18 protein-coding genes and 1 tRNA gene are annotated in these 14,025 nt (G+C 42.6%); 13 read left to right on the forward strand and 6 right to left on the reverse strand.

Annotated elements, in window-relative coordinates; all coding sequences use genetic code 11:
• Positions 1–105 precede the first annotated feature (105 nt).
• The 4 genes from M886_RS01165 to M886_RS01185 all read right to left on the reverse strand — a co-directional run bounded on the left by M886_RS01165 (position 106) and on the right by M886_RS01185 (position 2,857).
• Positions 106–543 (reverse strand): GIY-YIG nuclease family protein, encoded by a 438-nt coding sequence (locus M886_RS01165; protein WP_048050497.1) that lies wholly within the window; start codon positions 541–543, stop codon positions 106–108.
• A gap of 47 nt (positions 544–590) precedes the next feature.
• Positions 591–1,559 (reverse strand): ADP-ribosylglycohydrolase family protein, encoded by a 969-nt coding sequence (locus tag M886_RS01170; RefSeq protein WP_048050498.1) that lies wholly within the window; start codon positions 1,557–1,559, stop codon positions 591–593.
• A 479-nt stretch (positions 1,560–2,038) separates the two neighbouring features.
• Positions 2,039–2,404, reverse strand: a complete 366-nt coding sequence (locus M886_RS01180) for a hypothetical protein (protein ID WP_048050500.1) — start codon at positions 2,402–2,404, stop codon at positions 2,039–2,041.
• A 99-nt stretch (positions 2,405–2,503) separates the two neighbouring features.
• Positions 2,504–2,857, reverse strand: a complete 354-nt coding sequence (locus M886_RS01185; RefSeq protein WP_048050501.1) for a hypothetical protein — start codon at positions 2,855–2,857, stop codon at positions 2,504–2,506.
• Between the two features lie 686 nt (positions 2,858–3,543).
• Between M886_RS01185 and M886_RS01190 the strand changes: the two genes are divergently transcribed.
• Positions 3,544–4,110: a hypothetical protein gene (locus tag M886_RS01190; RefSeq protein ID WP_048050502.1), complete on the forward strand. Its 567-nt coding sequence runs from the start codon at positions 3,544–3,546 to the stop codon at positions 4,108–4,110.
• A 248-nt stretch (positions 4,111–4,358) separates the two neighbouring features.
• On the opposite strand, the gene M886_RS01195 is transcribed toward M886_RS01190, so the two are convergent.
• Together M886_RS01195 and M886_RS01200 are read right to left on the reverse strand one after the other, a co-directional pair.
• A tRNA-Glu gene (locus tag M886_RS01195) sits at positions 4,359–4,433 on the reverse strand.
• Positions 4,434–4,582: 149 nt separating this feature from the next.
• On the reverse strand, positions 4,583–5,824 hold the full coding sequence (locus tag M886_RS01200) for a proteasome-activating nucleotidase (protein ID WP_011032748.1): 1,242 nt from the start codon (positions 5,822–5,824) through the stop codon (positions 4,583–4,585).
• An 893-nt stretch (positions 5,825–6,717) separates the two neighbouring features.
• Here M886_RS01200 and M886_RS01205 point away from each other — a divergent pair.
• From M886_RS01205 to ftsY, 12 genes are all read left to right on the forward strand, one after another.
• Positions 6,718–6,963, forward strand: a complete 246-nt coding sequence (locus tag M886_RS01205; RefSeq protein WP_011032749.1) for a TIGR00304 family membrane protein — start codon at positions 6,718–6,720, stop codon at positions 6,961–6,963.
• Positions 6,960–7,319 (forward strand): TIGR00304 family membrane protein, encoded by a 360-nt coding sequence (locus M886_RS01210; RefSeq protein ID WP_015411364.1) that lies wholly within the window; start codon positions 6,960–6,962, stop codon positions 7,317–7,319. The genes M886_RS01205 and M886_RS01210 overlap by 4 nt, the downstream gene beginning before the upstream one ends.
• 128 nt (positions 7,320–7,447) lie before the next feature.
• Positions 7,448–8,725: an adenylosuccinate synthase gene (locus M886_RS01215; RefSeq protein ID WP_015411365.1), complete on the forward strand. Its 1,278-nt coding sequence runs from the start codon at positions 7,448–7,450 to the stop codon at positions 8,723–8,725.
• Between the two features lie 289 nt (positions 8,726–9,014).
• Positions 9,015–9,464 carry a 30S ribosomal protein S19e gene (locus tag M886_RS01220; RefSeq protein ID WP_011032752.1) on the forward strand — a complete coding sequence of 150 codons (450 nt, stop codon included), beginning with the start codon at positions 9,015–9,017 and terminating at the stop codon, positions 9,462–9,464.
• An 86-nt stretch (positions 9,465–9,550) separates the two neighbouring features.
• On the forward strand, positions 9,551–9,913 hold the full coding sequence (locus M886_RS01225) for a DNA-binding protein (protein WP_011032753.1): 363 nt from the start codon (positions 9,551–9,553) through the stop codon (positions 9,911–9,913).
• 5 nt (positions 9,914–9,918) lie between these two features.
• Complete coding sequence (locus M886_RS01230) at positions 9,919–10,521, forward strand: alpha hydrolase (protein WP_011032754.1); 603 nt, start codon at positions 9,919–9,921, stop codon at positions 10,519–10,521.
• Between the two features lie 266 nt (positions 10,522–10,787).
• Complete coding sequence (locus tag M886_RS17605) at positions 10,788–10,943, forward strand: 50S ribosomal protein L39e (protein WP_011032755.1); 156 nt, start codon at positions 10,788–10,790, stop codon at positions 10,941–10,943.
• Positions 10,944–10,961: 18 nt separating this feature from the next.
• Positions 10,962–11,231: a 50S ribosomal protein L31e gene (locus M886_RS01235; protein ID WP_048036285.1), complete on the forward strand. Its 270-nt coding sequence runs from the start codon at positions 10,962–10,964 to the stop codon at positions 11,229–11,231.
• A 28-nt stretch (positions 11,232–11,259) separates the two neighbouring features.
• A complete protein-coding gene (locus tag M886_RS01240; RefSeq protein WP_011032757.1) occupies positions 11,260–11,919 on the forward strand; it encodes a translation initiation factor IF-6 in 660 nt (219 codons plus the stop codon).
• Positions 11,920–11,971: 52 nt separating this feature from the next.
• Positions 11,972–12,148: a 50S ribosomal protein L18Ae gene (rpl18a, locus tag M886_RS01245; protein ID WP_015411369.1), complete on the forward strand. Its 177-nt coding sequence runs from the start codon at positions 11,972–11,974 to the stop codon at positions 12,146–12,148.
• 5 nt (positions 12,149–12,153) lie between these two features.
• Positions 12,154–12,582 carry a prefoldin subunit alpha gene (gene pfdA, locus M886_RS01250; protein WP_048036279.1) on the forward strand — a complete coding sequence of 143 codons (429 nt, stop codon included), beginning with the start codon at positions 12,154–12,156 and terminating at the stop codon, positions 12,580–12,582.
• Positions 12,583–12,762: 180 nt separating this feature from the next.
• Positions 12,763–14,022 (forward strand): signal recognition particle-docking protein FtsY, encoded by a 1,260-nt coding sequence (ftsY, locus tag M886_RS01255; RefSeq protein ID WP_048036278.1) that lies wholly within the window; start codon positions 12,763–12,765, stop codon positions 14,020–14,022.
• Positions 14,023–14,025: the final 3 nt, after the last annotated feature.

Genomic DNA, 14,025 nt, shown 5'->3' on the forward strand with positions numbered 1-14,025 from the left:
AAAATCCTGCCTTACTTTAAACTTTCCTGTACCTGTGAGAAAGAAAAAGGGAATAATAAAAAATTCAGTATTTAATAGGATCTATTTAACAGATTTAATAGAAATTTAACACTCAAAAACGACCGGAAGCAGTTCGAGTGCTTCAAAAACTTCTGTGACTTCAGGAAAGGGATCTTCTCTTCTGTAAAAAAGATGGGATATACAGGCACAATCCGTGCACCCGAAACCCGGAGCTGAATCACCCCCAACCCTGCGTGCAATTTCACACTCAAGCCTGTCAGAAGTGCTGGCACAGACAGCCCCCAGCAATTTGAATGAAGGATTCAGGTGTAGATAATCCACATGCCACCTGGGGTTTTTGTCCTTCTTTAAGGATAGCTCAATATGCCTTTTTACCCGCTTCATTCCCCCTGACCCGAGGGCTGACCCCACATAAATATGAAAGCCCTCAGGAAAAGAAAAAGTTCCTTTTTTCCCGACCTCCACCACACAGCCCCTGTTTTCGAACACCAGACAGTAAACACCTTTTTCGGAAAAATCCATCTAAAGACCTCAATACTTAAGACCTCACAATTTTAAGGTCTCCACTCTTAAGACATTGCTTTGTTTTCAGAGACCTCAAAATACTTCTCAAGCAGAGGTACTACCATTTCTTCCAATATCTCTTTTCCGTCCAGGGCTTCAATCCATGAGATCGGAACTGCTTCAATTCCAAGCCTTGCCCCAAGAATCCCACCTGCAACACTGGCAACGGAATCCGAGTCTCCTGTTATGTTCACTCCGGTCTGGACTGCTTTTTTATAGTTATCAGGATACCGCAGGATGCAGAAGTAGGCAAGTGCAAAAGTCTCATCCGCATACCATCCCTGACCAAGTTTCCTGAGAGCATCCTCATCGCTTAAATTACTGTGGGCAAGCTCGTAAGAACTTTTGAGGGCTTCCGTAAACTCGTCAGAAATTCCTTCCGTTACTTCGAGAAGAGGTAAAAACATATCTTCGGGGTCCACCCCGTCAAGAGCCAGTTTTACGGCATACGCCCCTGCAATAGATGCTGCATCCGCAGTCGGATGGTTATGAGTAATTCTGCCGGAAAGGGAAGCAGCTTCAATCAATTTTTCAGGATCTTTACTGAAGATGAAGCCAAGAATTCCAACCCGCATTAGGCTTCCACATGTTTTTGAATTTAGTCCGGATTCAGTCCAGTGAATCCCATCCTTAAGACTTAAAGCTGCACCTTTTGTGGTTGCTCCTGCTCCAAGATCAGGCTCATCAAGCCAGAGAACAAGCTCACCTGCAATTTTATCCATGAGCTCAGGCAATTCAAGTTCTGCTCCTTGAAGAAGTCCTCTGGCTAGAACAAGCATCAACTGAGTATCGTCTGTCCAGGGGGATTCGGGAGGAAGTTCGAGAATTCCCTGTTCTCCGTATTTTTCCTTTATCTGCTCAAGGGTCAGGTGTTCCACCGGACGCCCCAGAGCATCTGCGCAGGCTGTGCCGAAAAGGTAGCCGCGGAGTTTACTTTCGAGATCTGGAGTCGCTTGTGTGTTTCTCGTTTTCATTGTTGCAATCCTTTATTTCTCTTGATCTCATCTTTTACAGGTTAAACCGTATTAAAAAATCATTGTATGAAAGTTCTATAAGAATCAACCTGAAGGCAGATATCTACATAATTATAGCTGAGCTCATAACTTACATAGTGTCAACGGATATGAAGCCTGAAATGCAGATAAAAGTATACGTGCAATAGAAGATAGCTGGGTTTAGCTTAAAGTATTTTGTCCGCTGTCAGAGAAAAAAATGGATTCAGATTCATAAAGTAGAATAAAAAGAAAGCTGAAGAAATCAATATCATGATGTGAATATTGCGATTTTGGTAGAAAACGCATATCTCAACTTACTGTATAAATTATATGTTCTATCTTACTATACAGAGTCAGTATAGAGTTAGAAAAATAAAAAGTATGGATTATATCCATACGAACAATTTATTGAGGGATTGCTCATGTTTAACATATAAGATATTTTAGTAATCACAAGTTTAAGGTACAGGAACTTGCAGACAAATAATTTGTTCATCCCATGTATCTTTGTAAAACCGATTGCCTATATAACCCTTAGTCCACAAGCATGATCCTTTGAGATAGAGGCAATATTTAACCTCTATTACTTTTAAATCTGTGCTGCCACAAGCTTCTCCCTTAGACAAATCAGCTGTTATACATTGTGTAGCATTTGCGATAGTAATGCATGCTTCTACCTTTCCTGATTTACAAACCTTACCTTTTATTTCAATTCCTATTTTCACATCACCAAACTTAAACTCCTGACAATCTGAGTCTGCAAGTTTACCGGTTTCAACACTTTGTTTTAGATATTCGCTTATTGTTCCTTGAAACTGTTCCATTAAAAATCACTCCTTATTATAATTCAAAGACCTTTTGAATCGTTCTCCATAAGCTAGATGTGTTTACCACAGAATGCACCAAAGGGAAAAATAAAAAAATCATAAACAGACAATTTGTTCATTCCATTCCTGTTTTTCGTGGAACCATCCATCTATGTACCCTTTTGTCCAAAGACAGGACCCCTTCAAGTAAAAGCAGTACCTGATTTCTTCAAAGCCAATGCTTAATGTGTTGCAATATTCCTTATTCAATATATTAACAGTCTGTTGAGCAACTGTGAAGTCTAAAAATTTGGATTTTATTGTAAGTTCTCCATTTTTACAGATTTTTCCTCCTACTCCGAACACATCATAAATACTGACAGAAAAATCGATACAGTCATCAAGTTCTCGAGGTTTGGCACTTATGTTTTGCTTGATGTGGTCTGCTAGTGTTCCTTCTAACTTTTCCATTTGAAAACTCCCTTTCCACTAATACTTTTAAGGGCTCATCTTAAAATTCAACTCATCTCTATTGAATGATGACCAGTGTTAACTCTAAAGTCAAGCCACAAATCCTTCAAAAAATCATGTGCTATGACCTTATAAGAAATACTTCTCATCATAGGATTTTGCATTCGATGTTGAAATCAAATATGTTAAACATCATGGTTTAAATTTATATTTCAGACATTTAACAGTTTAATTTCTATTGTTTTTAGTTTCGATGTACAGATCCAATCTCAATAATAGGATCAAATTGATTTTAAGACTGGCTCTAAGAGGTTTTCTTGTCTAATGTATTTCATTTTCTTTCTACATTTGCTTTTACACAGTTGAAGATTTAGTACTTGGTTTTTAATTCAACTACGTAAGCCTCAAGCAATTTATCGCTGAGAACTATGCTAAAATAAAATACGCAGATAAAAATAGATTATCCAGATAACATATGTGCATACTGCACATGATTCACTTAATATGTGGATGGAAAAAGTAAGAGTTAATCCCACAGTAATTCTTTACTGTTAACTGTACTAGGATAAAATACGTAAGTAAAAATAGGTAATGCAGGTAATATACGTTTAACATGCGCATAATGCGTTTGATATGCGCATAGAAATTAATGAATTTAAAAAAATGAAATCCCAGGATGTATTGTTTTGAAAACTCACCGCATTTCTACCACAATTTCGAATAAACACTGGGAATTATTAAAAAAGCACGCCGAAAAATATGAAACACAGCAAAAAGCCTTGGAGCTTGCATTAGAAAGTCTGGAAAAGAGCTCAAAACAGATTCAGGAATTAACCCTTGAAGAGAAATATTGGATGCGCCTTAGAAGGGCAAAATCATTGGTTATCATTGAAAAGACTGCCTTTAAATATCTAATAGAAACCGCTGATATTAAGTTCCTAGATGAACTTTTTAGCCAAAACAAAACGATAGAATATACAATTGAGCTTTACTTTCAAAAGTCTCTTGAAGAATGCAGCCTAAATGAAGTTATAGACGGTCTAGTTATTAATCTTAACATAACTAACTGGGTTGATACTATAGAATATATAGATAACGGAGGCTATTATAAGCTTATAATCACACACGGTCTTGGTTTTGCATTTTCGAAATTACTTGCAACTTCGATTGAAAACATGTTCAAAACTTACGGAGTCAAGCCAGAGAGTATCGTTTCAGTAAAAACGATTTTCATGAAAATACTTAAAAATTAGCAATTAGTAACCTTAACTTCACCGATTTTAGATAACCAATTACTGATTTATTCGTATGATGCTGTTTTTTACCGGAATTAAATATTTCCTCTTTTTATAAGTTGAGGACTATATGCCTGATATAGATAAAACAAAAAATATCTGTTCAGATTTAGATGTTCAAATTTTTAAAATTTAACGCAATTAATTCATGAGTTACTGTAAAAGTTATAAGCATACAGCATGAAAAAAACTGTAAAAAGGAAAAGTGCTCCGATGGGGATTTGAACCCCAGTCGCAGGAGTGAGAGTCCTGAATGATTGGCCGAGCTACACTATCGGAGCACGCTGTTAATTATGCTCTGTCCCTAAGACAGCATACCTTCAAGTGATTTATAAAATATAAACCTTTCGACTGATTTTAGAAAAAATTTAAAGCAGCCGGGAAGGAATTTGCCTTTTCCCGGCAGTTTAAAAAGAATTGCTTCTCAAATTTATACGAACATAGCCTGCGGGATTGTGGGTTCCTGAACGTTTACGACCTTGTCGTAGGCTTTCATGAAGTCTGCCATGGTGATCTCTTTTCCACGCCTGCGCAGGACGAAAATTCCGGCTTCCTTGACAATTACGCTGATCTCTGCACCGCTTCTGCCTGACATGACCTTTGCAAGCTTCTCAAAGTCCACATCATCTGCAAGCTTCATCTTTCGGGTGTGGATCTTCAGGATCTCGATCCTGCCCTTGTCATCAGGGAGGGGGACTTCAATCGACCTGTCAAACCTGCCTGGCCTTAGGAGAGCCGGGTCAAGAAGGTCAATCCTGTTGGTTGCAGCAACTACCTTTACGTTGCCTTTGGGGTCAAAGCCGTCCATCTCGGCAAGGAGCTGGAGCATTGTCCTGTTTACCTCTGCCGAGCCGCTTGTCCCGTCATAGGTCCTCATGCTGCCCACTGCATCGATTTCGTCTATGAAGAGGATGCTTGGGGACTTGTCCCTTGCAAGCTGGAAAATATCCTTGACAAGCCTTGAGCCTTCTCCAACGAACTTCTGGACGAGGTCAGAGCCTGACATCCTGATAAAGGTGGCTTTTGCCTGAGAGGCTATGGCTTTTGCAATAAGGGTCTTTCCGGTACCCGGAGCCCCGTGGAGAAGAACTCCGGATGGAGGCTCGATTCCCAGGTCTTCGAAGAGTTCGGGCTCGGTGAGTGGGAGTTCCACGCTTTCACGGACTTCCTGAAGTACATCATCCAGCCCTCCGATCATGCTGTAGTCTATGCCCGGAGAGTTGATAAGCTCCATAACCTGAGCCCGCACATCTGCAGCCCTGCTCACTATGGAGATGATAGAGTAAGCTCCGTTTACAGCAACCCTCATCCCGGGCTCTATTTTCCCGAGGCACTCTTCCGGGATCTGGGTGAGGACTTCCTGGTTATTTCCGTGCTGCCTGATAAGGGCAATCTCCCCGTTTACCTCAAGAATGGTTGCAATGAAAAGAGGAGGTTCGGTAAGCTGCTCCAGATGGGCTTTTAATTTGTTTATCTCCTGAAGGTGCCTGCCTGTAGCTACGCTCGCTTCAAGGAGCCGTGCCTTCATATTTTCGTTCTGGACCTTGAGTATTTCTATCTCTGTTAAGAGAGTTTTCACATCCTCCGGGATGATCTCCCCGCACTCAAGCTGAAACTCTACCCTGGACTTAATATCTTCCAGGGAGGATCTTATGGCACTGTCTTCTGACATTTGAAAACACCTGTTTTATCGTATAAAATTGATTTTGTTTATTCGGTTTCAAGCCAGCTGGCCTCTAAACCGGTATGATATCGGTATATTTCGATTAATCTGATCGAGTTGTAATATTATTCCGAAACAGGATAAATGCTATTTCGAACAAAGTACTGCGCCTCATTACCGAAGCCTCTGCAGGCAGTCTGAACCATTGCGGATAAAGATAGTTATCAAACATACTTATCAGACATAACGGTTAAAAGGCAATTGACTCAAGTATACTATATTAGGACAACTTAACAATTTATATACCTGCCCTATACAGAACTGCATATATCAAAGGTTAAAATGCAACTGAAGAGGTTCTTATCGTGTTTACAGTATATATTAAGATGCCGGGTACTGAGATACAACATATTAAGGGAAGGTACATAAATATATATCTATAAATATAAAATGGGCACATATAAGTTTCTTTAATAATTACATTGATGACCCCGGGAAATTACCTTGCAGCAGGTATTCGACCCATCTTTTTATGTTTCTTTCAAATCATATATTTTTCCTTCAATTTGCAGGCAAGTAGTTAACGCTTTTTAGCATCCTTATATTTTTCCAGAAAGAAACGGAACTCCTGAGTAAAAATAAAAATTGCGGCATTATTCATACATGTCCGCCAGAGGAGGGCCATATATAAACGTTTATACATAAGAATGTATGCGATTGAATATAGAGAAGATTAACTTATTAAAAGTCTCAAGAATAGCCTGTTAATTCGCCGTTTTTTTAAAAAATTAACCAGAAATTCCAGAAAAGAAGTATAGTTTTGAAAAAGAAGAGCAAAGTTCTCGACTGAGATAAAAAATTTAAAGGATAGATTTAATAATAAAAGCACAATATCATTCCACATGCGTGCATCAGAAGATTTTCTAAGAGTAGGCGCAACAGTTACATTTATTGGCTTCATTATAGTATTGTTAGGCATAGTTCTTACCATGTTACAGCACCCTTCAAATGCCCAGATGGGCGGATTGATAATGCTCGGACCCATTCCGATAGTTTTCGGTTCCACACCAGAAATTACAACAAATATGCTGGGGCTAGGATTACTGGTAACAATTCTCTATCTATTCCTGTGGAAGACTAAACGTTGATTGGAAACTTACTTGTTCTGACTGGATTTTTCATAATACTTATCGGGTTTTTAATGCTTATAATCGGAATAGCCACAGGCTTGCGCAGAGGTTCGGAGAGTGAAACTGAAGACAAAAAAAGAATGAAAGAGTACGGAAAAGAAGCTGAATCGGAAAACTCTTTCAGGTACACAGGAAATGAAAAAGAGCCTTATGCGGAAAAAGCCAGACCTGAAATCAAGGGAGGAGGAGTTATCATGCTCGGTCCTATCCCGATCATCTTTGGAAGCGATAAAGAAAGCGCAAGTACTGCAATAATTCTTGCGATAATCCTCATGGTCCTCAGCCTGCTTATTTTCAGAGGCGTGCTTTTCTAAATTTGCATGTGTTCAAAAGACCGGATCTCGAAAGAAACTGAGAAGAAATTTCAGGTTGAAAATACGCTGAGAAGAAGGTAAAACAAACCGGACAAAACCTTATTAAGGTTAAGCCCGATTCAGGGCTTATGTTTACGATAATCACAGGCGCGCAGTTCGGTGACGAAGGAAAGGGTAAGATTGTCGACCTTCTTGCAAAAGACTATGACGTTGTTGCCCGCTTCCAGGGAGGGAATAACGCGGGCCATACAGTAAAGGTAGGAGATGAGGTCTACAAACTGCACCTGATTCCTTCAGGCATCCTGCTTGATGCCAGGGTCCTTATCGGGCCTGGGGTTGTCCTTAACCCTGAGGTTTTAGCTGAAGAAATCGAAATGTTTGAAAAGCACGGAGTAAAGGTCAATTCGGAAAAGCTGGGAGTGGACGCCAAGACAAGCATTATTATGCCCTACCACATAGAGCTTGACGGCCTCAGAGAAGCTTCAAGGGAAACAAAAATAGGGACCACAAAACGCGGAATCGGTTATGCTTATATTGACAAGGTGGCAAGAGACGAGATCCGCATGGCTGAACTTGTGGATAAAGAGCGCTTCCTTGCAAGGCTTGAAGAACTCGCCCCCCAGAAAGAAAAAGAAATTGAAGCAATGGGCGGTGACCCCAGGATCGTAAGAGACCCTGAACTTATAAAGAGGTACCTGGAACTGGGAGAGCAGTTTGCTGCTTATATTACTGATGTTTCCAGGGAAATCAACCAGGCTCTTGACGAAGGAAAAAATGTAATGGCTGAAGCTGCCCAGGGCACACATCTCGACGTTATTCACGGAACCCAGAAGTTCGTAACTTCTTCTTCTACAATTGCAGGTTCTGCATGTGCAAACCTCGGGGTAGGTCCAACAAGAGTGGACAATGTCATTGCCATAGTAAAAGCCTATATAACCAGAGTAGGGGAAGGCCCGCTTCCGACAGAGCTCATTGGAGAACTTGGAGAAAGAATACAGAAAGCCGGAGGAGAATTCGGGACAACTACAGGCAGAGGAAGAAGATGCGGCTGGTTTGACCTCCCACTCCTCAAGAAGGCTATTGCTCTCAATGGATACACGGAAATTTCCCTTACGAAACTGGACGTACTTACCGGGCTTGACCCTCTAAGGATCTGCACAGGTTATGAGTATAAAGGGAAAAAACTGGACTATCCTCCGGAACTTACGGAAGACCTCCAGGCATGCAGCCCTGTGTATGAAGACCTGCCAGGATGGAAAGAAGAACTGACAGAGGTCAAAGCCTACAATGAGCTCCCGGAAAATGCCAGAAATTATGTTGAGAAGCTGGAAGAGCTCATGAAAGTCCCTGTCAATTATATTTCCGTAGGACCGGGGAGGGCACAAACATTTAAAAAAGAGGACTAACATTTAGTAAGCCAGTCCAGCAAATTACCGAAAAATGTATATATTAACCAATAAATTTATCAACCCCATTTTCCAGTTTAGACTAACTTCATATTAACCGGCATTATCGGGCCTTCGTGCCCAAATTTTAAGAGTCCGTAGCCAGCTAATAAACCAGCAATGGACAACTCGGAAGAGCAAAAGAGTTACCTCTATCCGAGAACAAGAGTTACATTCCTGACAGATTCGGGGGGAAGAATCGGCGCTATCGCCCGAACCTGCAAAAAATTAATTCGCATGAGGAGGATACATGACAACAGTGTTTGACGTCCCTGCAGCAGAAATGATCGACAAGCTTGCAGGTATTCTTAAGGAAAATGAAAATGTCGTTCCCCCCCAGTGGGCAGGGAACGTGAAGACCGGAGTTCACAAAGACCTTCCGCCGACCAACGATGACTGGTGGTACGTAAGGTGCGCAGCAGTCCTCAGAAAGATCTACACCGATGGACCAATCGGAATCGAGAGGCTCAGATCAGTCTACGGAGGAAAGAAGGACAACGGCTCCCAGCCTTACCACAAGGCAAAGGGTAGCGGTTCTATTGCAAGGAAGTCAGTCCAGCAGCTTGAGGCTGCAGGTTTCCTGCAGAAAGTAAAGGACGGAAGAACAGTATCTGCAAAAGGACGTTCCATGATGGATAACGCAGCACACGAACTTAAACAGGAGCTGCTTGAGAAAATCCCGGAACTTGCAAAATACTGAGATGAAAAATCCTTCAGAAAGGGACCTTAAAATCCGGACCCCCTTTCGATATACCATAACCATATTCCAGAAAACCGGTTTTTTCGGTGATTGCCATGTCTAATGATGACGAACTCGAAGAAATCCGAAAGAGACGACTTGCAGAAATTCAGAGGCAGCAGGCGCAGCAGCCATCCGATATGCAGGCAGCATATCAGCAGGAGCAGGCAAGAGCTGAAATGGAAGCTCAAAAGCAGTCTATACTGAGGCAGATCCTGACTCCGGAGGCGAGGGAACGCCTGACAACCCTTAAAATGTCAAGGCCAGCCCTGGGAGAACAGCTTGAGCTGCAGTTAATTTCGCTTGCCCAGAGCGGAAGGCTCCAGTCTCAGATAGACGACGAGCAGCTGAAAACACTCCTGATGCGGATGCAGCCAAAGAAACGCAAAACGTCCATAACCCGGGTTTAAGCACGATGAAAGTCTCGGTCCTCTTCAGTGGAGGTAAAGACAGTTCGCTCTCTGCCCTTTTACTGGAACCGTTTTTCGAGGTCGAACTCGTAACCTGTAACTTTGGATTGCTCCCAACAGGAGAAATTGCAGCAAAAACTGCAAAAGAGTTACATTTTCCTCACAGGACTGTTTCTCTTGACAGAGAAATTCTGGAAAAGGCATACGAGCTGTTACTTAGAGACGGGTTCCCCAGAAGCGCAATTAATTACATTCATGGAAGAGCTGTTGAAACCCTCGCTCTGGACCCGGCAGTTAAACTGATTGCCGACGGGACCAGGAGGGATGACAGGGTCCCGGTGCTTTCTATTTCACAGATAAGAAGCATCGAAGACAGGCTGGGAGTTCAATATTTCTGCCCCCTTAAAGGCTACGGCAAAAAGGTTGTGGACTCTCTGGTCAGGTCTTACCTGAATATTGAACAGGGGCCGAGTGAGAGTACCCAGAAAGCAGATTACGAAACAGAACTCAGGGAGTTGATCCGTCAGAGGCAGGGAGACGAGAGGATAAGGGAACTATTCCCTGTTCATTTCCAGTCCCATGTACTTTCAAGGAAGAAATTTCCCTGAAGAAGCCTGTGTGTTTAAAAATCGGAAGCCTCCCTGAAGGGAAAAATTCTGGAATAAAGATTTATAGAATCGAGTTATATTCAACCCCTATACTGCTGCAGATTAACCACATACTATCATAAATTTACAGAATACGGTTTGCAGACCATGGCCATTCAGGCATTGGAGAGCCGCAATTATAAGGGTTAAAATCACAATCAGCTAATTACGGGATATAACGTAAATTAATAGAATTAAATTGCTACAGGTCAACAGGTGTGATCCACTTGAGTCATAACATGAAAGGACAGAAGAAGCGTCTTGCAAAGGCGCACAAGCAGAATTCGAGAGTCCCTGTGTGGGCTATAGTAAAAACTAACCGGAAGGTAGTAAGTCATCCCAGGCGCAGGCACTGGAGAAGAGGAAGCCTGGATGTGAAGTAAGCGAGGATGGTGGGAAAAATGGCAGACGACATGGTAAAAGAACAGATATATACAATTCCACTTAGAGAAGTAAGGAAGGTCCCTGCATGGAAAAGAGCCGGCAGGGCAGTTAAAGAAGTAAGAGGTTTTCTTGTAAGGCACATGAAGACCGAAGCTGAGCAGGTTAAGCTTGACAAAACCATCAATGAATGCCTCTGGGAAAAGGGCTGCGAAAAGCCCCCTCTATCAATCAGGGTAAGGGCTGTCAAATTCGCAGATGGTGAAGTACAGGCAGAGCTTGCCCAGTAAATAACCGTTAAAGCGAAAATCAAAGAATATGATTCGAACAGTGGATATCTACGATACCTCGATTATAGGGGTATTTGCAACCTGTACAGAAGATCTTGCTCTCGTTCCTCCTCTTACAAAGCCGGAGGTCTGCACTATACTCGAAGAGGCTCTGGATGTAAGGGTAGTTGAAACTCTTATAAACGGAAGCACTGTGGTAGGAGCCCTTTCAAGGGGCAACTCAAATGGGTTTTTACTTCCATACGGGTCCAGTGTCGAGGAGATGCAGAAAAGGACAGGTGTTCCTGCAGGCATACTTCCGGACAGGCTGAATGCAGTTGGAAACATTGTGCTTGCAAACGACTCTGCAGCCCTTGTTCACCCAGAGCTTTCAGACAGAGCTCTCGAAATTATCGCCAGAACCCTCAAGGTAGAGGTTTACAGGGGAACAATTGCCGGGATAAAGAATGTAGGAATGGCAGGAGTCGTTACAAATAAAGGGCTTCTTGTACACCCTAAAGTGACCGTTTCGGAAAGAGAGGCTCTGGAAGAGATCTTTGGGCTTCCGGTAAATATAGGGACTACTAATTTCGGAACCCAGATGCTTGGTTCAGGTCTGCTTGCAAATTCAAAGAACTTTGTAGCGGGCTCAGAGACAACAGGACCGGAACTCGGAAGAATTGAAGAAGCCCTTGGGTTCCTGGAGTGAGCATCATCATCCATCTGTTCCAGAAAAAAGTTACAGCAAGAGAGTGGTAATGATGAAGAGTTTTATTGTTAAAGGTAAATTTAAAGCAGGAAATTCCTGGGAAAAATTCACAAAGAAGATCGAAAGCCAGAACGAAAAGAACGCAACAGATAAGACATACTCGATCTTCGGAAGCAAGCACGGCGTCAAAAGAAACCAGATCCAGATCGAAAGCGTAGCTGAGGAGTGAAGGATATGGCAGAAGTCAGTGAAGAGATCAGGAATCTGGCAGCCAGGCATCAGGAGTTCCAGAGGCAGGCTGAAGCGCTCAGGCAGGAAATGAGCATGGTACAGGCTTCCATTGCCAGCTGCGACCAGGCCATTGCAACGATAAATGAGCTGAAAGCAGCCTCAGAAGCTGGCAGGGCTGCAGAGACCATGGTACCGGTGGGTTTTGGCTCTTACGTTTATGCTGAGGTTAAGAATCCGGATAAGGTTGTTGTAAATCTCGGAGCGGGTTTCAGTGCAGAAGAAACTGCAGAGGCAGCTGTTGAGACTCTTAATCGCCGCAAGGAGCAGCTTACAAAAATCCTTGAGCAGATGAATGCTTCACTGACTAAAATTGCACAGGGAATGCAGGCCCTTGAAACAGAAGCTGCAAAAATTCAACCTGGCCAGGCATAAATAAGCCCTGGCTCAGGAAAAGGTCACGGATTGCAGGAATCCGGAAGCCACATTCAATGATCGAATAATATCATTAACTTTAATTAGTTCGTAAACTTAACTAACTCGAATTATTGATAATTTCAATCATTCGTGAACTTTATTTACCTATTTTTTACTGATCTTTTCGGGATGGATCCTGTGTTCAATAAATTTAAAGAGAAACTTGGTAGTTTTAAGAAGGCATTCAGCAAAACGATTGATGAGAAAGCAGTGGAAGTCGAGCCGGTAATCATCGAGCAGGTGCCTGAAAGCGAAGAAAGCCTCGAAGAGGAAATCGAGCCCGTAATAGAGGAAGAGACTATCGAGGCTGCTCTTGAAGAAGAAATTCCCGAAAAGGGTGCTGTTCCTGAGGTAATCTCCCATGTTTCGGTAGAGGACCTGAAGAAAGCTGAATACAGGAAAAAAGTTGAAGACAGAAAAAAGGCTGCAGAGAAGAAAAAAGAGGAAAAAGAAGAAGTAAAACCCGTTGAAGAGAAAAAGTCTTTTTTCAAAAAGCTTGCCCCGAAAGTCGGGTTTACCCAGAAAGCCAAAGCCCTTGTGTTTAACAGGGAAGTATATCTGGATGAAAAAGACCTTGAAGAACCCCTCTGGGAACTTGAAATGGGCCTCCTTGAAAGCGATCTTGCGGTATCGGTATCTGAGGCAATTGTTGAGTCCGTGAAGAACCAGCTCACCGGAACGACAAAAAGGATTGGGAGCAATACCGGAGATATAGTTGAAGAAGCCCTGAAGAAAGCGATTCTTGATGTGGTATCTGCCAATACCTTTGATTTTGATGAGTATGTCAAAAACCGGCCAAAGCCAGTACATATTGTTTTTGTAGGAATTAACGGGACAGGAAAGACGACGTCCATTTCAAAGATGACGCACAGACTGCTTAAGTCGGGTTATTCTGTGGTGCTTGCTGCCGGAGACACTTTCAGGGCAGGTGCTATTGACCAGCTGGGGATTCATGCGGACAGGCTCGGGGTAAAGATGATAAAGCACCAGGCAGGAGCCGACCCTGCAGCAGTTATTTATGATGCTGTCCAGTATGCAAAAGCGCATAATATCGATTTTGTCCTCTCTGACACGGCAGGACGTATGCATACAAATATGAACCTCATGGCCCAGATGGAAAAGATCTGCAGGGTAAGCTCCCCTGACCTTATTATTTTCGTGGACGAAGCCGTAGCCGGAAACGATGCTGTGGAAAGGGCTGCCCAGTTCAATGACGCTGTCCCTATCGATGGGTCCATCCTGACAAAAATTGATGCTGATGCCAAGGGAGGAGCTGCCATATCCATTGCTTACATCACAGGCAAGCCGATCCTCTTTTTCGGAGTAGGCCAGGGATATGAAGACCTCAAAAAATTCGAACCCGAATGGTTTGTAGATCAGCTTTTCGGGCAGTCATAAATC

The sequence above is a fragment of the Methanosarcina soligelidi genome, from assembly GCF_000744315.1.
In the GTDB taxonomy this organism is placed as follows: Archaea; Halobacteriota; Methanosarcinia; order Methanosarcinales; family Methanosarcinaceae; genus Methanosarcina; species Methanosarcina mazei.